Genomic DNA, 23427 nt, shown 5'->3' on the forward strand with positions numbered 1-23427 from the left:
GGCCTGCGCCATCAGGCGCAGGCCTCTAAGCGTGCTTGGGCACAGCGCTCCAGTGCAGTTTTTCCCGCAGCATGGCGAAATAGCTGTAGCCGGGCGGATGCAGCAGAGTCACGCTGTGCTCGGAACGGCCGATACGGACACAGTCTCCGGCGGCGGCGTCATAACGGGCCTGGCCGTCGAAATGCACCCGGGCCTCGTGGGGCGGCACCAGGGTCAGTTCCACCACGCTGTGGTCGGGAATGGAAATGGGCCGGTAGGACAAGGCGTGGGGGCAGAGGGGAACCACCGCAATGCCGGCTACCGCGGGATGCAGAATGGGTCCATTGGCAGAAAGCGCATAGGCGGTGGAACCAGTGGGGGTGGCGACGATCATGCCGTCGGCGCGGAGGACGTAGAGAAATTCCCCATCCACCTTCACCTCCAGCTCGATCATGCGTCCGATGTCCCCCTTGTTGACCACCACATCATTGAGGGCCAGGGCCTGGCACTGGGTTTCCCCGGCCCGGAGCACCGTGATATCGAGCAGGAACCGCTGTTCCACCACAAACTGGCCCGCCAGCAGTTGCTTGATGCCGGCCCGCATGTCCTGGCGCGACAAATCCGTCATGAAACCGAGGCGTCCCTGATTCACCCCAACCAGGGGTACGCCATACTCCGCCAGGCGGCGGGCGGCATTCAGCATGGTGCCATCACCGCCGATCACCACGGCCAGATTGGCCCGCGCCCCCAGTGCCTCGTAATCCGCCACAACATAGCCCCGGGAATCCACTGCCTGGGCGGTGCCCTCCTCGATCAGCACTTCCAGGCCCGTTTCCGACAGATAGGCCGCCAGATCCAGCAAGGATTCGGCGATTTCGGGACTGCGATACTTGCCGATCAGGGCGACGGTCGAAATGGGGAGATAGCTGGCCATGGGCGAATTCTACCCATTAAGAATTGACTCACGGGGAGGCGCGGCAATTTTTGCGCCGACTTCGGACACCCCGGCGTCCCGGACCTATGCCCACGAGCACAGCTTCGCATAGAATCACCCCATGCTTGATGTCCGTGCCCGCACCCTGATGAAGACTCTGGTCGAACGCTATATCGCGGAAGGCCAGCCCATCGGTTCGCGCACCTTGTCACGGTATTCCGGCCTGGAACTTTCCCCGGCCACCATCCGCAACGTCATGTCAGATCTGGAGGAAATGGGGCTGATCGCCAGTCCCCATACCTCCGCCGGCCGCATTCCCACCGCCCTGGGCTACCGCATGTTCGTGGATACCCTGCTCACGGTACAGCCCCTGGCCCAGCGGGATTTATCCGAACTACAGGGTGCCATCCAGCCCAATCAGCCCGGACGTGTCATCAGTCAGGCCTCCCAATTGCTGTCCAGCCTGACCCATTTTGCAGGGGTAGTGGTGGCCCCTCGCCGCCAGCAGCCCTCCATCCGTCAGATCGAATTTCTCAAGCTCTCGGATACTCGCATCCTGCTGATCATTGTCACCGCCAACGGCGAGGTGCAGAACCGCATCCTGTTCACCCAGCGCAATTACGGACCGGAAGAACTGGTGGAGGCCGCCAACTATCTGAACCAGAACTGCATTGGCCTGGATTTCGAACAGATTCGCAACCGCCTGCGGGAAGAACTCCAGGTACTGCGCAGCGACATGACCGAACTGATGACCGCAGCCCTGGACGCCAGTACCGAAGTGGCAGCCGACAACTCGGCCCCCCAGTACGTAATCTCCGGGGAACGCAACCTGCTGGACGTGGAAGACCTGTCCTCCAACATGGCCCGCCTGCGCCAGCTCTTCGACCTGCTGGAGCAGAAGACCTCCCTGTTCCAGTTGCTGGAACTCTCCAACCGGGCCGAGGGAGTGCAGGTCTTCATCGGCGGCGAGTCGGGCCTGGCGCCCCTGGACGAATGCAGCGTGGTGGCGGCCCCCTACGAAGTGGAGGGCCAGGTGGTAGGCACCATCGGGGTCATCGGCCCCACCCGCATGGCCTATGAGCGGGTGATCCCTATCGTGGACATCACGGCCAAGCTGCTCTCCTCGGCCCTTTCCGCACCCTGACGCCCATGGTCGCCAGCACCACCCCCGAGGATGAAAATGCTCAAAAGCAAATTGAACGCCCCCCACCCCCATCCCCGCCCCGGGGCGGGGCTATTCATCGGCTCGCTGCGCTCGATCGTCACACCCGGCTCCATTGATGCTTTTTCACGTTAACAGACTCAGCCGACGATGCCCCGTTTCCGACCCGAACCGCCCCACACCCACGGCGGCCCCTCCCGTACCGCCATTCTGCTGGTGAACCTGGGCACCCCGGAAGCGCCCACGGCGCCAGCCCTGCGCCGCTATCTGAAGGAGTTCCTCTCGGACCCGCGGGTGGTGGAGATTCCCCGCTGGGCCTGGTGGCTCATACTCCACGGCATCATTTTGAACACCCGCCCCGCCAGGTCGGCCCGGAAATACGCCCAGGTCTGGCTCAAGGAAGGTTCGCCCCTCCAGGTCCATACCGAACGTCAGGCGAAGCTACTGCAAGGCCTGCTCGGCCAGCAAGGCCATGATGGCGTAAAAGTGGCCTGGGCCATGCGCTACGGTCGTTCCTCGGTGGCCGAAGCCCTGACCCGCCTCAAGGCGGAAGGAGCCCAGCGCATCCTGATCGTCCCCCTCTATCCCCAATACGCGGCCTCCACCAGCGCCAGCGTGATGGACAGCGTGGCCCAATGGATGCAGGGTTGCCGCAATCTGCCAGAGTTGCGCTGGGTACGGCATTTCCACGATCATCCGGGCTATATCGCCGCCCTGGCCGCCTCCGTGAAAGACCATTGGCAACGCAACGGACGTCCGGAAAGGCTGCTTATCAGCTTCCACGGCCTGCCTCGCCGCAGCCTGGACCTGGGCGATCCCTATTACTGCGAGTGCCAGAAGACCGGACGCCTGCTGGCCCAGGCCCTGGGCCTGGAGACCCACCAGTACGCGATCACCTTCCAGTCCCGTTTCGGCCGCGCCCGGTGGCTGGAACCCTACACCCAACCCACCCTGGAACAGTGGGGCCGGGAGGGCATGAAGCGGGTCGATGTGATCTGCCCCGGCTTCGTGGCCGATTGCCTGGAAACCCTGGAAGAAATCGCCATCGAATGCAAGACCGTCTTCCTGGCCGCCGGCGGCAGGGAGTTCCGCTACATCCCCTGCCTCAACGAGCGACCGGACTGGATCGCCGCCCTGGCGACCCTGACAACTCAGCACCTGGGCCACTGGCTGACGGAGTCGGACCAGGAACCCCCGGCCGGTGGCGACCGAGCCCGAGCGCTGGGTGCTCCAAACTGACCCTAAAGCGCTACCGCAAGTTGGCGCCGTAACCGCTTGATTGCAGTAATCAATAGCTAAGCACTGGAAATATAAAAGAAATTCATCACTCAAGCCCCCGATGGAATGACCGTTGACCAGGTTAAATCTCCACAAAGGGGCAACACCATGAAAATTTCCGGCAGCGCCGTGGCCCTCGCCTCCAGCCACTTTTACCAACGGCGCGAAACCACCCGCAGCTCCCTGGAAATCCTCGCTGCTCCCCGTCAGGACATACCGCGCCCCGCTCCCGCAACGCCACCGGCCAGCACTGCCCGGCCAGCATCGGCAGAGCTTCAGGCCATCCAGGACGGCACCGATGCCGCCGAGGGAGACCCGATGCTGATCCTGCTCAAGACCATGGTGGAATTCTTCCTGGGCCATCGGGTACGGGTGTTTTCCCTGGCGGATATGGGGCCGCCACCGACAAGCACAGCGGTTCCCGCATCCCCAGCCACCCCCGCAGCTCCACCACGGCCAGAGCCAGGCATCGCCTTCGATTTCCACACCGAGCGGGAGGAAATCGAACAAACCGCCTTCGCCGCCCAGGGTGTGATCCAGACCAGCGACGGACAAACCATCAACTTTCAGCTCGAGCTGACCATGAGCCGCCACTATCGGGAACAGATCGATATCAGCCTGCGGACCGGTAGCGCCCGCCGTACCGACCCCCTGGTGCTCAATTTTTCCGGCACGGGTGCTCAGTTGAGCGACCAGCGTTTCAGTTTTGACCTGAACGGCGATGGCCAGACGGAGAATGTGGCTCTTCTGGCCCCAGGCAGTGCCTATCTGGCCCTGGACCGGAATGGCAACGGCCGCACCGATTCGGGCCAGGAGTTGTTCGGCCCGGCCAGTGGCAGCGGCTTTGGCGAACTGGCCGGCTATGACAGCGATGGCAACGGCTGGATCGACGAGAATGATCCGGTGTTCCGGCAACTGCGGCTATGGACCCCGGATGGGGAGGGCACAGGCAGCTTGCAGAATCTGGGCGATCAGGCTGTGGGCGCTCTGTATCTGGGGAACATCGCCAGTCCCTTCGCCCTCCGGAGCGGCAGCAACCAGGATCTGGGAGCCATCGCGGAAAGCGGCCTGTTCCTCAAGGAAAATGGTGCCGCCAGCCTGCTGCAGGAAATCGATCTGACGGCATAGACTTTCCGATTTGATAATGGGGAGAGACTTTTTTCTCATCCCCCTATTGAAATCCAGGGTTCCCACCCCAGCTAGAGGCGATCGTCCGCATCACCTCTGGCTGAAAACCATGTCCGATACTCCCGAATCCCTGCCTCCCCTGTCCGGAGAAGCCTCGACTCACGTCGCCCAGGAAACTCCGCCCACCGATACCCTGCCCAGCCTGGAAGCCATGCTCCAGGCCGCCGAACTCAAGGCAGCGGAGCACCACGACGCCTGGCTGCGCGCCAAGGCGGAGACCGAGAATGTGCGCCGCCGCGCCCAGGAGGACATCACCAAGGCTGGCAAGTTCGCGGTGGAAAGATTCTCCGGAGAACTCCTGGCGGTCCGGGACAGCCTGGAAGCGGCCCTGGCCAACGAAAACCAGAGCGCCGAGGCGCTGCGCTCCGGCGTCGAGTTGACCCTGCGCCAGCTGGCGGCCGCCTTCGAGAAGTCCAGCCTGCTGGAAATCTCCCCCCTGAACGAGAAATTCGACCCCCACAAGCACCAGGCTATCAGCCAGGTCGATGCCGAAGGAGAGCCGAATCGGGTCATCAATGTATTGCAGAAGGGCTATCAGCTCCATGACCGCGTGATTCGTCCCGCCCTGGTGGTGGTCTCCAAGGCCAAGGCTTGAAATCCCCACGGCAAACCCAATTTAGACAACAGCTTAATCATTGCGGGGAGCGTAGTACTGAGCGGGTCTGACCCCTCACTACTCCCCCCACTCCTCACCGAAAGGAAATCAAATGGGCAAGATCATCGGCATCGACCTGGGCACCACCAACAGTTGCGTCGCCATCATGGAGGGCGGCAAGCCCAAGGTCATCGAAAATTCCGAAGGGGCGCGCACCACCCCATCCATCGTTGCCTATGCCGAGGATGGCGAAATCCTCTGCGGCGCCTCGGCCAAGCGTCAGGCGGTGACCAATGCCAAGAACACCCTCTACGCGGTGAAGCGCCTGATTGGCCGCCGCTTCGAAGAAAAGGAAGTACAGAAGGACATCGACCTGATGCCCTTCTCCATCGTCAAGGCCGACAACGGCGATGCCTGGGTGCAGGTGCGCGACAAGAAGATGGCCCCCCCCCAGGTTTCCGCCGAAGTGCTGCGCAAGATGAAAAAGACCGCCGAGGACTACCTGGGCGAGGAAGTCACCGAGGCCGTGATCACCGTGCCGGCCTACTTCAACGACAGCCAGCGTCAGGCCACCAAGGACGCCGGACGCATCGCCGGCCTGGAAGTCAAGCGCATCATCAATGAGCCCACGGCGGCGGCCATTTCCTTCGGTCTGGACAAGCAGGAAGGGGACCGCAAGATCGCCGTGTTCGACCTGGGCGGCGGCACCTTCGACATTTCCATCATCGATATCGCCGAGATCGACGGCGAGCACCAGTTCGAGGTGCTATCCACCAACGGCGACACCTTCCTGGGCGGCGAGGACTTCGACCAGCGACTGATCGACTACATCGTCACCGAGTTCAAGAAGGAACAGGGCGTCGATCTCAAGAACGACGTGCTGGCCCTGCAACGCCTCAAGGAAGCCGCCGAGAAGGCCAAGATCGAACTGTCCTCAAACCAGCAGACCGAAATCAACCTGCCCTACATCACGGCCGACGCCACCGGGCCGAAGCACCTGGCGCTGAAGATCACCCGCGCCAAATTCGAGTCTCTGGTGGACGAGCTGATCGAGCGCTGCGTCGCGCCCTGCCGCATGGCCATCAAGGATGCCGGCGTCAAGGTCGAGGACATCGGCGACGTCATCCTGGTGGGCGGCATGACCCGCATGCCCAAGGTTCAGGAGAAGGTCAAGGAACTGTTCGGCAAGGAACCCCGCAAGGACGTGAACCCGGATGAAGCCGTGGCCATCGGTGCCTCCATCCAGGGCGGTGTGCTCCAGGGCGAGGTCAAGGATGTGCTGCTGCTGGACGTGACCCCCCTGTCCCTGGGCATCGAGACCCTGGGCGGCGTGATGACCAAGCTGATCCAGAAGAACACCACCATCCCCACCAAGGCCAACCAGGTCTTTTCCACCGCCGACGACAACCAGAACGCCGTCACCATCCACGTCCTGCAAGGAGAACGCGAGATGGCCGGGGGCAACAAGAGTCTGGGCCAGTTCAACCTGACCGACATCCCACCGGCTCCCCGCGGCATGCCCCAGATCGAGGTGATGTTCGACATCGACGCCAACGGCATCCTGCATGTCTCCGCCAAGGACAAGGGCACCGGCAAGGAAGCCAAGATCACCATCAAGGCCAACTCGGGCCTCTCCGACGAGGAAATCCAGCGCATGGTGCAAGACGCGGAAGCCCATGCCGAGGAAGATCGGAAGACCCATGAACTGGTGGATGCCCGCAACCAGTGTGACGGCCTGATCCACTCCGTGAAGAAGGCCCTGGCCGAGCATGGCGACAAGATTGATGGCGACGAAAAGGCCAAGATCGAAACTGCCATCAAGGAAGCCGAGGAAGCCATCAAGAGCAGTGACAAGGCAGTCATCGACGCCAAGTCCGAGGCCCTGGGCCAGGCCAGCCAGAAACTGGGCGAGAAGATCTATGCCGAAGCCCAGCAGGCTGCGGGTGCTGCGGGCGCCCAGGGCGAAGCCGCCCAGGGTGGTGACGGCGCCAAGGACCAGGGTGACGTGGTGGATGCCGAATTCACCGAGGTGAAGGACAAAAAAGCTTAAAACGGACACTCCGTGCCGTTTTAAGTGGCCGAGTTGAAGTGGGCGCCATGCGCCCCTTGACTCGGCCTTTGCACTCCAACGCGGAATTTAACAGTCATGGCTAAACGCGACTTTTACGAAATCCTCGGCGTCAATCGCGATGCGAGCGATGAAGAAATCAAAAAGGCCTACCGCAAGCTGGCCATGAAGTTCCATCCGGATCGCAATCCGGACAACCCCAAGGCCGAGGAACAATTCAAGGAGGCCAAGGAAGCCTACGAAATCCTGTCCGACGCCCAGAAACGGCAGGCCTACGACCAGTTCGGGCATGCCGGCGTCAATCAGGGAGCCGGTGGCCCGGGCTTCGGCGGTGCGGGGATGGGCGGGTTCGCCGATGCCTTTTCCGACATTTTTGGCGACATTTTCAGCAATTCCCGGGGGGGCGGCCGCTCCAATGTCTACCGAGGCGCGGACCTGCGCTACAACCTGGAAATCACCCTGGACGAGGCGGCCCGGGGCGCCGAAACCCGCATCCGCATTCCCACCATGGTGGAATGCGAGCCCTGTTCGGGCAGTGGCGCCAAGAAAGGCACCGAACCCAAGACCTGCCCCACTTGTGGCGGCCATGGCCAGGTACGGATGCAGCAGGGCTTCTTTTCCATCCAGCAGACCTGTCCCAAGTGCCACGGCACCGGACGCTACATTCCCACCCCCTGCCCTTCCTGCCAGGGCGCGGGCCGGATCAAGCAACACAAGACCCTGTCAGTCAAGGTGCCTGCCGGTATCGACGAGGGCGATCGCATCCGCCTCTCCGGAGAGGGCGAACCGGGGGTCAATGGCGGCCCGCCGGGGGATCTCTATGTCCAGATCCACCTCAAGCCCCATGGGGTCTTTCAGCGTGATCACGACGACCTCCATTGCGAGATGCCCATCAGCTTCACCACCGCCGCCCTGGGTGGAGAGATCGAAATCCCGACATTGGAGGGCGTGGCACGCCTCAAGATTCCCGCCGAGACCCAAAGTGGCAAGGTATTCCGCCTGCGAGGCAAGGGTATCAAGGGAATTCGCTCCGCCAGTCATGGCGACCTGCTGTGCCATGTGGCCCTGGAGACCCCGGTCAGCCTGACCGAGCGGCAAAAGGAACTGCTGCGGGAATTCGAGGCCATCAGCCAGGAGCACGTTGAGCGGCATAACCCGAGAGCCAAGGGCTGGATGGATCGGGTGCGGGACTTTTTCGCCAGCTAAGCAGCCAAGCCAGGAACCGTTCCAGTCCTGACTGGCCCTGGCAAAGACTCAGGCGGACTCTCCTGAGTCGTCGGTCAGGCCGGCAATCCGCTCCAGGGCGGGGATGTCGGCCTGATAGTAGCGCCTGGCCAGTCCCCCTTCCCGTTTGACGAGGGTGCCCTGCCGGGTGAATTCGGCCAGGATACGGCTGGCGGTTTCGATGGAAATGCCCAGCATGGCGCCGATGTCCTCCAGGCTGAAACGGTGGATGCGATCGGTCTTGCCATCCCGCAATTGCAACAGCAGGCGGGCCATGCGCTCCCTGGCCAGGGCGCTGCCGCCTGCCAGTTCCGAGAGCCAGGTCTCCGCTTCCCGCAGGGCCTGGTGGGACATTTCCAGCAGGCGGCGCTGAAGCGACGGGTTCTGCACCACCATGCTGCGAAAATTCTCCAGGGGAATACGGCAGACTGCCACTTCGCCCACCGCCACCGCAGTGTTTTCGAAGGTCGGCGAGAACACGGATTCCATGCCTACCACGTTCCAGCGCTTGACGATCCGCACGATCCGCGGCGCCCCGGTGCTGGAAAACTTGATCAGTTTGACGGTGCCGGTACGGATGCAATAAATCCCGTCCGTCGGTTCCCCTGCCTGGAACAGGGTTCCCCCCGGCGGAACCACGAAATCGTCGATCCAGGTGTGAAAGTCGGCCAGTTGATCCACCGTCACGTCCGAACAAAGCATGACGTCCCGCAGGTCACAGGACTTGCAGTCGCTACGCCCCTTGCGCTGGGGCAAATCGACCTGCTTGATAATCACTCTTTCACGGGGTGCAGCCATCAATCGCTCCCTTTTCAAGCCCTGCGCCAAACCGTGCCCTGGGGTGAATCTTCCAGCACGATACCATCGGCTTTCAACTCGTCACGAATCCGGTCCGCCAAGGCGAAATCTCGCGCCTGCTTGGCCGCTGCCCGGGCCGCGATACGCTGTTCGATCTCGTTGCCGGAGCAGCCATCTCTGGCCGCCGGCGCAGCCTGCAGAAAAGTCGTCGCATTCCGCTGAAGCAGCCCCAGCAGGGCTCCGAGCCCCTTCAACTGGGCCGCGAGCCGGGCATCACCGGATCGATTGACTTCGGCCGCCAGATCGAACAGCACCGCCACCGCCTCGGGGGTGCCGAAATCGTCATCCATTGCTGTGCGGAAGCGCCGGGCGTGGACCTCGTTCCAATCCACCTCGACGGGGCCGGCCTGGCCCTTGAGGGCGGTGTACAGCCGGGTCAGGGCATTGCGGGCGTCGTCCAGATGGCTGTCGGAATAGTTCAGGGGGCTGCGGTAATGGGCGCGCAGGATGAAAAACCGCACCACTTCCGCATCGTAGCGCGTCAGAACATCGCGGATCGTGAAAAAGTTGCCCAGGGACTTGGACATTTTTTCATCATCGACACGGACAAATCCATTGTGCATCCAGTAATTCACGAAGGCATGACCATGTGCGCCCTCGGATTGTGCGATTTCGTTCTCGTGATGGGGAAACTGAAGGTCCTGACCTCCACCATGGATATCAAAGTGATTTCCCAACAGATCGGAACTCATGGCCGAGCATTCGATATGCCAGCCCGGCCGCCCCTCGCCCCAGGGTGACAACCACTTGGCATCGGTCGGTTCCTCGGCCTTGGCGTGCTTCCAGAGCACGAAGTCCAGGGGATCCCGCTTGCCATCCACCACTTCCACTCGTTCCCCGGCCCGCAGATCATCCAGGGACTTCCCCGACAGCCTGCCGTAGCGATCGAAACCCCGCACGTGGTAGCAGACATCCTGATTGTCGGCCTGGTAGGCCAAGCCGTTCTGCTCCAGCATGCCGATCAATTGCAGCATCTGGGGCACGTATTCCGTGGCACGGGGCTCATGGTCCGGGGGCAATACCCCGAGAGCACCGGCATCCTCGTTCATGCAGGCGATGAAACGATCGGTCAGGGCGCGAATGCTTTCCCCGTTTTCGCCGGCCCGGCGGATGATCTTGTCGTCGATATCCGTGATGTTGCGGACGTAGGTCACCTGATAGCCGCTGGCCCGCAACCAGCGAGCCACCATGTCGAACACCACCATCACACGGGCATGGCCCAGGTGGCAGTAGTCATAGACCGTCATACCGCACACATACATGCGAACCTTGCCCGGTTGGATGGGGACAAACTCCTGTTTATCGCGGGCAAGGGTGTTGTAGAGCTTCAGCATGGGCAGAAAATTGGAGATGGGCACGGAACAAAGCCGTATTTCCGCGATCGGCCCAAGGCCGGCTTTGATGGAATGAAGGCCGGCTTCTTGTTAGAATCACTGGCTGATCCCACCCACTCGCAGTACGGCAAAAAGTATAACATGACCCCTCGCTGCTCATTCCTGCCCAATGCCCTCGCAGCCAGCGTTTTAACTCTCGCGCTGCTCAGTTTCGCCGCCCATGCGGACTCCCTGCAGGACGCAGCGAAGCTGCTCAAGCAGAACCAGCATGCCCAGGCCCTGGAACAGGTGGACAAATACTTGGCCGCCAAGCCCAAGGATGCCCAGGGGCGTTTTCTGCGGGGCGTTATTCTCACCGAGCTGGGGCGTACCAGCGATGCCATCGCCATCTTCTCGCGTCTGACGGACGATTACCCGCAACTACCCGAGCCCTACAACAATCTGGCGGTGATCTACGCCCAGCAGAAACAGTACGACAAAGCCAAGCAGGCCCTGGAGACGGCAATCCGCACCCACCCCTCCTACGCCACTGCCCACGAGAACCTGGGCGACATCTATACCCGCATGGCCAGTCAGGCCTACGACAAGGCCCTGCAACTGGATTCATCCAACTCCACGGCCCAGACCAAGCTGGCCATGATCCGCGACCTGATGAATGGTGCCACCGGCAAGACTACCGGTAGGCCGGCCATCGCCAGCGCGCCAGCGCCGGCTGTCGCCCCGGCAATCGTGACCCCGGTGGCACCGCCTACCCCTGTGGCACTGGCGAAACCTGCCGAACCGGCCAGGCCGGTGGAAGCACCGAAGCCAGTCACCGTCACGGTGGCCCAGGCCCCCACGCCTGCCAAGGCGGCCGAAGTCGCTCCGGCTCCGGCCAGCGAAACAACGCCAAAAGCCTCCGGCAACGACGCCAACGCCGACATCGCCCGTACCATCGACAACTGGTCTCGGGCCTGGTCGAAAAAAGACGTCAAGACCTATCTCTCTCTCTATGCCAAGGACTTCGGTACTCCCGGCGGCCTGTCCAGGAAGGCCTGGGAGAAGGAGCGTGATCAACGCATCCGGAAACCCGGTGAGATCGATGTCAGCTTCGAGGGCCTGAAAGTCACTAGCAACGGCCCCGACCAGGCCACCGCCAAGTTCCGCCAGCACTACCGGTCCGCCACTCTCAAGACATCCACCAACAAGGTGCTGGTATTGGTCAAACGTAATGGCAAGTGGCAGATCCAGCAGGAGCGCATAGGCAATTGACGCGCTTTTGCAAAACCCTTCGACGGATTTTCGTCGCACTGCCGCTGGCAGCATCCCTTCCTGCGGGCGCGGCCGTTCCGGCACGCTATACCGATTCGGGTCCGGAGCCACTGCTGGCCCGGGTTTTCGAGTCCATCGAACAGGGTAATTTCGAGCACGCCAGCCAGGATGCGGATTCCCTGACCAAGGCCTATCCCAATTTCCGTCTGGCCCATCTGATCAAGGGAGACCTGCTGCTGGCGCGTACCCGAACCCTCACTCGGTTCGGTGAGGGTGGACGATCCGCCCAGGACAAGGTCGAGGATCTGAGGGAAGAGGCCATTGTCCGGCTCAAGGCCTACAAGACCCGCCCCCAGGCCAACTATGTGCCCCGCTATCTGCTCCAGATGCAGGCAGACCAGAAGTATGCCGTGGTAGTGGATACCCAGAAATCCCGGCTCTACCTGTACCAGAACGAAAATGGCACCCCCCGCTTTGTCGCGGATTACTACGTCACCCAGGGCAAACTGGGCGCCGACAAACTCAAGGAAGGCGACAAGCGCACTCCCATCGGGGTTTACCACGTCACCTCCAGCCTGCCCACCGCCCGACTGGGGGACTTCTACGGCACCGGCGCCTACCCCATCAACTATCCCAATGAATGGGACCGCCGCATGGGGCGCAAGGGCCACGGCATCTGGCTGCACGGCACCCCCTCCAACACCTTTTCCCGACCGCCCAAGGCCTCCGACGGCTGTGTGGTACTGGCCAACCAGGACCTGGATGCCCTGGCCAGGACCCTCCAGGTCGGCCTGACACCGGTCATCATCAGCAACAGCATCGAATGGCTGTCCATGGACGACTGGCAGGCGGAGCGCCAGTCACTGCTTTCCATGATCGACGCCTGGCGGCAGGACTGGGAAAGCCGCAATGTGGATCGCTACGCCAGCCACTATTCGAAGCGGTTTGCCGCCGACGACCAAGGCCTGCCGCAATGGCTGGCGCAAAAGCGCAAGGTCAACGCCGGCAAGGAATGGATCAAGGTCGCCACCGACAACATCAGCATGTTCCGCAATCCCGGCAAGGAGGAATACGTCGTCGTCACCTTCGATCAGGACTACCGGAGCAACAACCTGTCCAATCAGATGAAGAAGCGTCAGTACTGGATCAAGGAAGACGGTACCTGGAAGATCCTCTACGAAGGCGCCGCCTGAAATCATTCAACCCCGGGAAGCCCCATGAAAAAACTGCTGATTCTGGCCGTCGGCCTGATATTTTCCCTTGGCCTCCATGCCGCCCCCACCCTGGTGGAAATCAAGACCAACCAAGGCACCATCGTCGCCGAACTCCAGGCCGACAAGGCGCCCAAAACGGTGGAAAACTTCCTGCGTTACAGCAAGGACGGTTTCTACAACGGCACCATTTTCCATCGGGTCATCAACGGCTTCATGATCCAGGGCGGCGGCATGCTGCCCGGCATGAAGGAAAAAAAGACCCGGGCGCCGATCCAGAACGAGGCCAAGAATGGCCTCAAAAATGAAGCCGGTACCCTGGCCATGGCCCGCACCGCCGACCCTCATTCCGCAGCCGCCCAGTTCTTCATCAACCTGGTGGATAACCGCAATCTCGACTACCCCTCCTTCGACGGCTGGGGATATGCCGTCTTCGGCAAGGTGGTGAGTGGTCTGGACATCGTCCAGAAAATCGCCCAGGTTCCCACTGGCAATACCGGTTTTCATCAGAACGTGCCCCTGACGCCGGTCATCATCGAATCCGTCACCGTAGTCCCCGCAAAGGAATCCAAATGATCAAGCTGCATACCAACCATGGCGTCATCTCCATTGAGCTCGACACCGAAAAAACCCCCAAGACCGCCCAGAACTTCATCGACTACGTCCAGGCCGGCCACTACGACGGCACCCTGTTCCACCGCGTCATCGACGGCTTCATGATCCAGGGCGGCGGCTATGGCCCGGGCCTGAAGGAAAAGCCCGTCAATGCGCCCATCGAGAACGAGGCTGCCAACGGTCTGAAGAACAAGCGCGGCACCCTGGCCATGGCCCGTACCTCGGACCCCCACTCGGCCACAGCCCAGTTCTTCATCAACGTGGTGGACAACGAGTTCCTCGACTTCCGCGCCCCCAACGGCAATGGCTGGGGCTACTGCGTATTCGCCCAGGTGGTGGATGGCATGGACGTGGTGGACCAGATCAAGGCCGTGAAGACCGGCAACACCGGCTTCCACCAGGACGTACCCAAGGAAGACGTGCTCATCGAGCGGGCCGAAGTGGTCTGACCGGCTCCCTCCTTGGACCTTTTCGTCTCCGACCTGCATCTCTGTCCGTCGCGCCCCCCTGCGACGGACTTGTTCCTCGAGTTCCTCGCCGGCCCGGCCACCCGGGCCGGCGCTCTCTACATCCTCGGCGACCTGTTCGAATACTGGGCCGGCGACGACGATCTGGACGATCCCTTCAGCCAGACCATCTGCAGCGCCCTGCACGCCCTGGCCGACCAGGGCACCTTCATTGGTTTTATCCCCGGCAACCGGGATTTCCTGGTGGGCACGGCCTTCGCCGCCACCGCCGGCCTCACGTTGCTGGATGATGGCTGCGTCCGCAACATCGGCGGCACGCCAACCCTGCTGATGCATGGCGACGTCTTGTGCACCGATGACCAGGAGTACCAGCGCTTTCGCGCCACCATCCGCAGCGCAGCCTGGCGCCAGGAATTCCTGGCCCGGCCCCTGCCCGAGCGCAAGGCCGAGATCGAGGCCCTGCGCCGCCGCAGCGAAGCGGAAAAACAACGCAAGCCCATGATTCTGATGGACGCCCACCCAGACGCGGTGGCGGATGCCCTGCGCGCCGCCGGCTGCCGCCGCCTGATTCACGGCCATACCCACCGGCCGGCCCGCCACGAACATCTGGTGGACGGCAAAACCTGCGAACGCTGGGTCCTGGGGGACTGGTATCAGGGCGGCGACTATCTGTACTGCGACGAAACAGGTTGCCACCGGGTACCCCTCGCCGTCCCATGACCGATCCCCTGCAACTGCTCCACAGCGTCTTCGGCTACACCAGTTTCCGCGGCGCCCAGGCCGACATCGTCCAGCATGTGACCGGGGGCGGCGACGCCCTGGTGTTGATGCCCACCGGCGGCGGCAAATCCCTTTGCTATCAGTTGCCGGCCCTGCTGCGGCCGGGCTGTGCCATCGTCGTATCGCCCCTGATCGCCCTGATGCAGGACCAGGTGGACGCCCTGCTGCAATCCGGCGTCAAGGCCGCCTATCTCAACTCCAGCCAAGACTTCGACGCCCTGATGGATACCGAGCGCCGGCTCATGACCGGCCAGCTGGACCTGCTCTACGTGGCCCCGGAACGCCTGCTCACCGATCGCTTCCTGGGCCTCCTGGACCAACTCCACGAAGCGGGGGCCGTCGCCCTCTTCGCCATCGACGAAGCCCATTGCGTGTCTCAGTGGGGCCACGACTTCCGCCCTGAATACATGCAGCTCTCGGCCCTGCACGAGCGCTATCCGACCATCCCCCGCATCGCCCTCACCGCCACCGCTGACGCCCCCACCCGGCGGGAAATCATCGAGCGCCTAGGGCTGGGGGAAGCCCGGCTGTTCGTCGCCAGTTTTGACCGGCCCAACATCCGTTACACCGTGGTGGAGCGGGACACGCCCAAGAAGCAGTTACAGGCCTTCCTGGCTGATCATCGGGGTGAGGCCGGTATCGTCTACTGCCTGTCCCGCAAGAAGGTGGACGATACCGCCCTCTGGCTGCGGGAACAGGGTGTGAACGCCCTGCCCTACCATGCCGGACTGGATGCGGACACCCGGCGCCAGCACCAGCAGCGCTTCGTGCGGGAGGAAGGGGTCGTTATGGTGGCCACCATCGCCTTTGGCATGGGTATCGACAAGCCCGACGTGCGCTTCGTCGCCCATCTGGACCTGCCCAAAAGCCTGGAAGCCTATTACCAGGAAACCGGCCGCGCCGGCCGGGACGGCGAACCGGCGGAAGCCTGGATGACCTACGGCCTCAACGACGTGGTGGTCCATCGTCAGCGCATCGACGAATCCGCCGCCGGCGAGGAACAAAAACGCATCGAGCGGCAAAAGCTCGACGCCATGCTGGCCTTCTGCGAAGCGGCCTCCTGCCGACGCAGTCTGCTGCTCCACTATTTCGGGGAAACGCTCCCGGCCTGCGGCAACTGCGACACCTGCGCCAGCCCACCCCAGATGTGGGACGGCACGGTAGCCTCGCAAAAACTGCTCTCCGCCGCCCTGCGCACCGGCCAGCGCTTCGGCAGCGGCCATCTGATCGACCTGCTGCGGGGCAAGCTCAATCCCAAGATCAGCGAATACCGCCACGACCTGCTGCCCACCTTCGGCGTAGGCAAGGACATGGACGAGGCCACCTGGCGCTCGGTGATCCGCCAGTTGCTGGTGACCGGCATCGTCCAGGCCGACGCCCAGCGCTTCGGCGCCATCACCCTGGCCGAAGCTTCACGGCCGGTGCTCAAGGGCGAAACCACCTTGATGCTGCGCCGCCCACGCAAGCTCACCACCGGCAAGCCGCCACGCTACAGCCGCAGCGAAGAAAGTACCGAACTGGATATCGGCGATCAGGCCCTGTTCCAGGCACTGCGGGAATGGCGCTCCCGCTGGGCCAGGGAGCAGGGGGTGCCCGCCTACGTCATCATGCACGACCGCAGCCTGCGGGAACTGGCCCAGCGCCGCCCCGCTACTCAGACTGCCCTGCGGGAAGTGCCCGGCATCGGCGAGGCCAAGGCGGAGCGTTACGGCGAGTCGCTATTGGAAACCATCCGCACCCATGAGAGGCTGACAGCAGCCTAGAGCAGCTTCTCGACCTGGGGCCTGATTTGCTCCGGGGGAGTGGTGGGATCGAAACGGGCAACTATTTTCCCCTGACGATCCACCAGGAACTTGGTGAAGTTCCATTTGATGTTTTGGTCGACCAGTCCTTCCGGATTGATCTTTTGCAGAATCTCGATCAGCTTCTGGGCGCCCTCACCAAGAATTTCCGTAGGCGCGTTTTGCTTCAGGTATTTGAACAGGGGCGAGGCATTCTCGCCATTGACCTCGAGCTTTTCCGACAGAGGAAAACTCACGCCATAATTCTTGACGCAGAAATCGGCAATTTCGTCCGGGCTGCCCGGCTCCTGGGTGCCGAACTGATTGCAGGGAAAGCCGATCACCGCCAGCCCCTTGTCCGCCAGGGTCTGGTACAAATCTTCCAGCCCCTCGTACTGGGGCGTCAGGCCGCACTTGCTGGCGGTATTCACCAGCAACAGCACCTTGCCACGGTAATCGTTGAGATTCAGTTGCTTGCCGTCCAGGGACCTACATTCAAAATCATAGATGCTGGTCATGCTGTACCCCCTCAAGTAGGAAGACGACAATCTAGCGCATTCAACAGCGCCAGCATAGCCACAGATGCCGGAGCCGTCTCGGCGACAACGGCTCTGATCTCCGGCAGTGTGGTGGTCATCGGCAACGCCGTCTATTGGCTGGAAAAACAGGGGCGATGCCTGAGCGGAAAATGGCGCTCGCCCAACCGCCCGCAGCCAGAACCGCTCAAGCGTCCGCCCCCGCTCCCCTAGCGTCCCAGCGCCTGGGCTTCGGCCGCGCAGTCTTTCTTCGGCGGCAGGCCGGCCGCACGAGCCGCCGCTACCTCGCGTTTGGCTTCGGCCAGTTGAGTTGCAAATTCCATGTTGGCGTGGAGCCTGGCCACCACGGCGCTGCCGAAGAGCCGACCGGCAGCCACATCGCTCGCCCAATGCACGTTGCAGATGCGCCGACTCTCGCCAAAGTCATAGCCCCGTTGCACCAGTGCGTCCGCCCGTTCCGGCGCCAGCTCTGCCAGTATCAGTCCCCAGGCCCAGCCAATGGCGGCATGGCCCGAGGGATAGGAACCGTCCTTGCGCAAATAGGGTTCCTGGTCCGGCGTACACGTCGCCTCGCTCTTTGCCACGAAGGGTCGGGCACGTTGATGAAGGTGCTTGGCATCGCGGGTGCCGAATCCGGCATCCACCAGCGAACGGCGCAGCAGCGTCGTCAGGTTGGGGCTGGTTCCCTCGTCGATGGGCAAACCCAGAGCACATGAAAAGGTGCCGGCCGCCTTGGGGAACATCAGTTCCGCGTCCTTGCTCGCCCATTGCCAGCGCGGCGTGCCGCGCAGGGTGGCTGCCGCCTGCTTGGCGTCCTCGTCGGCGGCCTGGGCCGACGAGCCCTGTACCGGTGGCGGCGGCAACATTGCCTTGCTGTCCAATTGTTCCTGGGGGGTGAGATAACCCGGCGCGAAACCGGGATAGGGCCCCTTGCCTACGGTTGCGGCAGAACCTGCGGATTCCGTCGCCCCATGGGCATGGGCGCATACGGCGACGACCAGCAGCATCAACAACGAAGATTTCATTTTTTCCACCGGACCATGAGAACGGGCGAAAACTACCACACCGCGAAGTCATGGGTTTCGACTTGCCGCTCAAAGTGGGTAGGCGTTCATGCCCACAATTTCGGTATGGACAGCGGGAGGCGGAGCCGACCGCAGCATCGTCCAGGAAACAGACTCCGAAGTGCCCGTCCATCCCGCCCTATTCCACGACTCTGTGCACCGACGGGGCGGCATAGCTTTGGTCCAGCAAGCCCGGCCCCGGGAAGTAGGCGCGCAGGAACAGGTTGAAATCCTTGTCCCTAGGGGATGGCAGCCAGTTCGCCGCCTTCTCGCCTTCCGGGCGGTCCGGCTGGATGTAAATGGTCAATGAACCATCCGTCCCGTATTTCAATCCAGGCACCTTGTCGCCAAAGCCGTAGCGGCCCGCCTCGTTGGGCACCAGATTGAAGTTCTCGTCGTAGAGCGTCACCGACCAGAAAGCATGGGCGACCGGGATTTCCTCCTTCCGGAAATGAACCACGTAGCGGTGGTCGCCACTCAGGGGTTTGCTTTCGGCATCGACGAAGGTACGCAGCTTTACGGATTCCTCAATCTGGTGCTCGACGATACCGGAGAACACCTGGGTTCCCGCCCGTCCCAGAAAATCGCCCGAAGCCGCCATCCGTCCCCAGTTGCTGGGTCCGTAGAACCAGCCATTCCTTACCTGGGTGGCGCCGACGATGGACCCACCGGCTTTCGCAACACGGGCCAGCAAGGCACGGCCATCGACGATGGCACGCCGCAGGCCCCGCTGAATGGCTGGGTCGAGTTGTTCGATATCCTGTTTGGCGGCGGGACCGAGCCCCACCAACGCGAACTGCTGCATCAACGCGGCATGGCCAGGGGGCGGCGGGTTTTCCTTCATCGCCGCATTCATGGTCTTGAACGCGCTAAGAGGATCGGCCTTGGAAGTCACCTGCGAGGCGGCATGGCTCTTAGCTAGCGACGTGTTCCGGCGATAGCCCCTGAGCGGCGTGATCCTGTAGCCATCCTGGAAGGCGCTCATCCTGGGCAGATCGTCTTCCGTTCCATCGGTGTAGGTGCGCCCGAAAACGGCAACCCAGGGCGTCCAGGAGCGGATGACCTTTTGCATGCCCTTGGGCGCCTTGCCTTTCCATCCCGGGCCGGCCAGCAGATAGTCGCCGGGAATGTTGTGGGTGGCCCGCAGCCCGATATAGCCGATCGTGTCGCTGTACATGTCGCACAACTGCAGCGAGTAATAGCGTTGTCGGGGATTGGGGGGAACGGTGAGCACCACCGGCTCCCGGCTCACATCGGCAAAGGCGAGGGAGTAAGCCGTTTCCCGATTGGGCGAACCGCCATACTTCTGCCCGGGATCCGCCAGGTGGCGGGTATGAAAGTACCGATTCACCATGCTCTGCCCACCCGGCAGCGGCTGGGCCCGCAGTTCCGCGAAGGTGATGATGGGATAGCCGTAGATGAAGGCCTGCATGCCGGTGAGGTAGGCGAACTCCTCGTTCCAGGCCATGGTCGCCCCCTGAAGAGTGGTGCCTTCCTCAATGGCCCACGAGCGCAGCATGGAGCAGCACAGCAAGCCGACGATCAACACCCGCAAAAACGCCACGAATGGTTTCCTGGTTCTCATTGATCTCAAGCCAGGCCGAGCAGCTTCGGCATGTTGGGCTGGCCGCTCCAGGCCGTCAGTCCGCCATCCACGGGAATGATCGCGCCGGTCATGTAGCTGGCGTCATCCGAGGCCAGGAAACGCACCAGCTTGGCCACTTCCTCAACACGGCCGATGCGGCCCAAGGGAATATTGTCCTCGAAGCCTTGGCGCAGTAAAGGGTTGTTGACGCTGTGCTGGGTGATGGTAGTGGCGATCAAGCCGGGGCAGACGGCGTTAACCCGGATGTTGTCGCGGGCGTGGTCCAGGGCCAGTGCCCGCGTGTAGTTGATGACCCCGCCCTTGGCGGCCGAGTAGGCGGTGAAGGAGTAGTCCCCCGCCATGCCGCTGACGGAGGCATTGTTGATGATGGCCCCGCCCCCCTGGCACCGCATCAGCGGGATCGCCGCCTTGCTGGCGTAGAAGACCGAATGCAGGTCCACGGCGATCACCCGTTCCCAGTCGGCGGCCCCGATATCCGGGGTCTCGCCGAAGAATCCCATGCCGGCATTGTTGAAGAGGATATCGAGGCGACCGAAGGCTTCCTCCGTCGCCCCCACCATGGCGGTGGTCTGTTCGTAGTCGGCCACGTCGCCGCAAAAGAAACGGATGGCGTCGGCGCCATGGATCAGCGCCAATTCTGCCACCAGCAACTGCCCCGCCTCGGCGCGGGTGCCGGAAAACATCACCCGTGCGCCCTGGGCCAGAAAATCCCGCACTGTGCACTCGCCGATGCCCGACGTGCCACCAGTGATCAGGGCCACCTTGCCCGCCAGAATGCCCTGCGCTGCCGCAATCTTGCCCATGCTGCCTCCTTGATAAAAACCGCGCCCGCTCAGCGAACCCGCACCACCGGCGGTGGCGTGTACTTACCCTCCACCGCTTCCTGGGTGGGCTGGTAGATACGCATGATCAGATGGATAGCCATTTCCGGCCGGGACGGCAGCCAGTTGGCCTTGAGGACCGAATCCTGAGGTGCCTTCGACGAGACGTAGATCGTCAGGGATCCATCCGGGTTGTATCGCAGGCCCTGGGTATTGCTGCCCACGTGGTTGCGGTGGATGGGGTTATCCACCATGAAATGGCTGGTGGCATCCATCAGGGTGACGGACCAGAAGGCCAGGGCGGGCGGCGTCTGCCCCTTGGGGAAGGTGATGGTGTAGTCGTGATCCCCGGTGAGTATCCGGCCTTCGGAATCACTGTAGGCATTGGGATAGACCGCCTCCTCGGGAATATTGCCGCCCAGGCCGCCGAAGACGCAAAGAGCCCGCAGCACATAATCCTGGCCGAAGTTACCCATGTGCCGCGGCGCCGTGCCCCAGCCGCCGCTGTTGCCGGACATGGGGCGGGCCCGCATGGTGTCGAGAAAGCGAAAGCCCTCCTTGATGGCCTGCTCCAGCCCCGCCACCGTCTGCCTGGGCAGCTTCTGGGGATCGAACACCACATTGGGGCCGAAGCCCGCCGCGTCGAACAGGGCCATCAGGCCCTTGTCCTCCTTGGGCGCCTCGATCTGGCGCAGATGGTGGTTCACCACCTTGAAGAAATCGATGGTCTCACGAATATCGTAGCTGGCCTCCACCACCGGCGGCACGTTCTTCTGAGGCGTCTGCGGCAGATCCTTGGCCTTGGCGGGATCTTTCAGGTAGGTCGCCAGATCGATCAGGCGGAACTTGCGTTCGTACTTCTCATGGCGTTCCCGCTCGTTGTCCCGGGTCGCCTCGATCCGGGTCAGGATCCAGGTGGTGGGGGTGCTGAGCTTCACGTGCCCCTGGATTCCCGGCGGCAGGGGCTGGTCCCAGTCCTGGTAGGTGATCAGGTAATAACCGCCCTGCTGGCCGATGGTGCGGCTGCTGAGATAGGCCTCATCCACGGTGTAATAGTTCTCGAACTGGACGCTGTACCAGACCTTGTCCATGGGCGGGATGTAGATCACAGAAGGGTTGTCCTTCACGTAGAGCCAGGCCGAGGAATACAGCACATCGGGATTGGGTACGCCGAACCAGGTGGTGGTGTGGTCGGAGAGCCGCCCGCCGTTGAAGTAGCCGAACATGCCGTGGGGCGCGCTGTTGTCCTTGGCGATGCCCTTCACCTGGCGCATCTCGGCCACGGCAAACTCGAAGAAGGTCATGCCGTAGAGATAGCCCAGCATGCCGACGGAACGGGAAAAGTCCGTCACCGACGGACCGAAGTGTTTCTGCTGCTCCTCGGACCAGCCCTTGTCGGCAGCTTGCGACAGACCGGCCAGCAGGCACAGGGCCAACAGGACCGCGCGTTTAATTCGATTGATCACATTTGTCTCCTTTATATCGTCGTGAATTCCAGCCTAGCGGCGGCCCAGCACATCGAAACGGTCGGTGTAAAAACGAAAGCGTTCGACCAGTTCCGCCCTGTTAAGACCAAACTCCTCCGGCGTATAGCGATGGGTGCCGAACTTGTCCTGCCGGTTGGCCACCAGAAAATCCGCCATGCGAGACTCGAAGGCCGTGCTCACCGGCAGGCCGAAACGCCGGTAGATGGCTTTGACCATGCCGATGGGATCGGCCACCAGATCGCCAAAGGCGATGTCGGCGATCTGGGGGTTCTTCTCGGGATGGGCATTGCGCCAATCCACGAAGCGCTGCAGCCAGCGTTCCATCATTTCCGCCGTCTGGGGGCCGACTTCCTTCTTGTCGAAGGCGCCCAGGGACTGCTCCCATAGATGCCAGTGCAGGCTCGAATGGCTGGCGACGGCATCCACCGGCGAGCGGTGGGTATTGATGATCAGGGCATCGGTATAGCTTGCAAACAGGTCCGCCATGAACTCCATGTGGGAAGGCGCCTTGAGCGCCCAGCGCTGCTTGCGGTGGCGGGACTGCAGGTGCTGCAGGAACATTTTGTGCCAGCGATAGACAGCGCCCATGTCCTGGCTGTCGAGCCAGTCGTTGTAATCCCGGATCGGCAGGCCGCAGTAATAGATGTAACTGAGGAACTCCATGGAAAAAATGCCGATGCATTCCTGGGGCAACTGGGCGCCGATGGGGTGCACGGCCAGCACCGCCGGATTAAGGCCATCCACTGCCAGCAGGCCCTGGGTCACCATTTCGATCCGGGGATCGGTTTCGTAGCTGTCCGCCTCCGGCGGCGGACAGGGTATCGAAGTTTCCCACAGCATGGGAACCCGATGATCCGGATCCTGGGCCAGCAGGCCGAACAGCAGAGTGGTGCCGGTGCGAGGCAGGCCCACCACGAACATCGGCTTCTGGATCACCTCCCCGGCCACCTCGGGATGCCGCTTGCGATGGTCCCAGACCCCCAGCCGGGCGATCAGGTTGCCCACGATCATGTTGCGGGCACGCACCATGCCCATTTCGGTCAGACGCAGTGCGTTGATGGCGGCGACCAGGCGTTCCAGGCCGGGCCGGAAGCTGTCGGGGCCGAAGTCATCAAGGCCCGTGGCCTGGGCAGCCATCGACAACAATTCATCGACGCGAAAATCGGGATGACGGGTTTCCATATCAGC

Annotated in this window: 21 protein-coding genes; 12 read left to right on the top strand and 9 right to left on the bottom strand. The window is 62.5% G+C overall.

The window, feature by feature from the left end; all coding sequences use genetic code 11:
* Positions 1-25 precede the first annotated feature (25 nt).
* A complete protein-coding gene (locus tag DENOEST_RS11110; RefSeq protein WP_145771352.1) occupies positions 26-913 on the bottom strand; it encodes an NAD kinase in 888 nt (295 codons plus the stop codon).
* A gap of 121 nt (positions 914-1034) precedes the next feature.
* On the opposite strand from DENOEST_RS11110, the gene hrcA reads away from it, so the two are divergent.
* From hrcA to dnaJ, 6 genes are all read left to right on the top strand, one after another.
* Positions 1035-2057: a heat-inducible transcriptional repressor HrcA gene (gene hrcA / locus DENOEST_RS11115; protein WP_145771353.1), complete on the top strand. Its 1023-nt coding sequence runs from the start codon at positions 1035-1037 to the stop codon at positions 2055-2057.
* 168 nt (positions 2058-2225) lie between these two features.
* On the top strand, positions 2226-3314 hold the full coding sequence (gene hemH / locus DENOEST_RS11120) for a ferrochelatase (protein WP_145771354.1): 1089 nt from the start codon (positions 2226-2228) through the stop codon (positions 3312-3314).
* A gap of 147 nt (positions 3315-3461) precedes the next feature.
* Entirely contained in the window at positions 3462-4481 is a 1020-nt protein-coding gene (locus DENOEST_RS11125) for a VCBS repeat-containing protein (protein ID WP_145771355.1), read from the top strand.
* Between the two features lie 109 nt (positions 4482-4590).
* The gene (gene grpE / locus DENOEST_RS11130; RefSeq protein ID WP_145771356.1) at positions 4591-5136 is read left to right on the top strand and encodes a nucleotide exchange factor GrpE; all 546 of its coding nucleotides are present in this window, start codon (positions 4591-4593) and stop codon (positions 5134-5136) included.
* Between the two features lie 112 nt (positions 5137-5248).
* On the top strand, positions 5249-7186 hold the full coding sequence (gene dnaK / locus DENOEST_RS11135; RefSeq protein WP_145771357.1) for a molecular chaperone DnaK: 1938 nt from the start codon (positions 5249-5251) through the stop codon (positions 7184-7186).
* A 96-nt stretch (positions 7187-7282) separates the two neighbouring features.
* Positions 7283-8410, top strand: coding sequence for a molecular chaperone DnaJ (gene dnaJ, locus DENOEST_RS11140; RefSeq protein ID WP_145771358.1), 1128 nt, complete (start codon positions 7283-7285; stop codon positions 8408-8410).
* 48 nt (positions 8411-8458) lie between these two features.
* Here dnaJ and DENOEST_RS11145 read toward each other — a convergent pair whose 3' ends face one another.
* The gene (locus tag DENOEST_RS11145) at positions 8459-9226 is read right to left on the bottom strand and encodes a Crp/Fnr family transcriptional regulator (protein ID WP_145771359.1); all 768 of its coding nucleotides are present in this window, start codon (positions 9224-9226) and stop codon (positions 8459-8461) included.
* Positions 9227-9240: 14 nt separating this feature from the next.
* A complete protein-coding gene (cysS, locus tag DENOEST_RS11150; RefSeq protein WP_145771390.1) occupies positions 9241-10620 on the bottom strand; it encodes a cysteine--tRNA ligase in 1380 nt (459 codons plus the stop codon).
* A 141-nt stretch (positions 10621-10761) separates the two neighbouring features.
* Here cysS and DENOEST_RS11155 point away from each other — a divergent pair, with 141 nt between their 5' ends.
* From DENOEST_RS11155 to recQ, 6 genes are read left to right on the top strand one after another with little or no spacing between them, the layout of a single operon-like run.
* The gene (locus DENOEST_RS11155; RefSeq protein ID WP_145771360.1) at positions 10762-11871 is read left to right on the top strand and encodes a nuclear transport factor 2 family protein; all 1110 of its coding nucleotides are present in this window, start codon (positions 10762-10764) and stop codon (positions 11869-11871) included.
* Positions 11868-13064 (top strand): L,D-transpeptidase family protein, encoded by a 1197-nt coding sequence (locus tag DENOEST_RS11160; RefSeq protein ID WP_145771361.1) that lies wholly within the window; start codon positions 11868-11870, stop codon positions 13062-13064. Before DENOEST_RS11155 ends, DENOEST_RS11160 begins: the two co-directional genes overlap by 4 nt.
* 24 nt (positions 13065-13088) lie before the next feature.
* Entirely contained in the window at positions 13089-13658 is a 570-nt protein-coding gene (locus tag DENOEST_RS11165; protein ID WP_145771362.1) for a peptidylprolyl isomerase, read from the top strand.
* Entirely contained in the window at positions 13655-14146 is a 492-nt protein-coding gene (locus tag DENOEST_RS11170) for a peptidylprolyl isomerase (RefSeq protein ID WP_145771363.1), read from the top strand. Before DENOEST_RS11165 ends, DENOEST_RS11170 begins: the two co-directional genes overlap by 4 nt.
* Positions 14147-14158: 12 nt before the next feature.
* On the top strand, positions 14159-14884 hold the full coding sequence (locus DENOEST_RS11175) for a UDP-2,3-diacylglucosamine diphosphatase (protein WP_145771364.1): 726 nt from the start codon (positions 14159-14161) through the stop codon (positions 14882-14884).
* On the top strand, positions 14881-16707 hold the full coding sequence (gene recQ / locus DENOEST_RS11180) for a DNA helicase RecQ (RefSeq protein ID WP_145771365.1): 1827 nt from the start codon (positions 14881-14883) through the stop codon (positions 16705-16707). Before DENOEST_RS11175 ends, recQ begins: the two co-directional genes overlap by 4 nt.
* Here recQ and DENOEST_RS11185 read toward each other — a convergent pair.
* The 6 genes from DENOEST_RS11185 to DENOEST_RS11210 all read right to left on the bottom strand — a co-directional run bounded on the left by DENOEST_RS11185 (position 16704) and on the right by DENOEST_RS11210 (position 23421).
* Positions 16704-17243, bottom strand: a complete 540-nt coding sequence (locus DENOEST_RS11185; RefSeq protein WP_145771366.1) for a glutathione peroxidase — start codon at positions 17241-17243, stop codon at positions 16704-16706. The genes recQ and DENOEST_RS11185 overlap by 4 nt on opposite strands.
* Positions 17244-17470: 227 nt before the next feature.
* Complete coding sequence (locus tag DENOEST_RS11190; RefSeq protein ID WP_145771367.1) at positions 17471-18286, bottom strand: acid phosphatase; 816 nt, start codon at positions 18284-18286, stop codon at positions 17471-17473.
* A 178-nt stretch (positions 18287-18464) separates the two neighbouring features.
* On the bottom strand, positions 18465-19889 hold the full coding sequence (locus DENOEST_RS11195; protein ID WP_170228235.1) for a DUF1254 domain-containing protein: 1425 nt from the start codon (positions 19887-19889) through the stop codon (positions 18465-18467).
* Between the two features lie 26 nt (positions 19890-19915).
* Complete coding sequence (locus tag DENOEST_RS11200) at positions 19916-20734, bottom strand: meso-2,3-butanediol dehydrogenase (protein WP_145771369.1); 819 nt, start codon at positions 20732-20734, stop codon at positions 19916-19918.
* 29 nt (positions 20735-20763) lie between these two features.
* On the bottom strand, positions 20764-22218 hold the full coding sequence (locus tag DENOEST_RS11205) for a DUF1254 domain-containing protein (RefSeq protein ID WP_145771370.1): 1455 nt from the start codon (positions 22216-22218) through the stop codon (positions 20764-20766).
* A 33-nt stretch (positions 22219-22251) separates the two neighbouring features.
* On the bottom strand, positions 22252-23421 hold the full coding sequence (locus tag DENOEST_RS11210) for a sulfotransferase family protein (protein ID WP_145771371.1): 1170 nt from the start codon (positions 23419-23421) through the stop codon (positions 22252-22254).
* Between the last annotated feature and the right edge of the window lie 6 nt (positions 23422-23427).

Source organism: Denitratisoma oestradiolicum (assembly GCF_902813185.1).
Lineage (GTDB): Bacteria > Pseudomonadota > Gammaproteobacteria > Burkholderiales > Rhodocyclaceae > Denitratisoma > Denitratisoma oestradiolicum.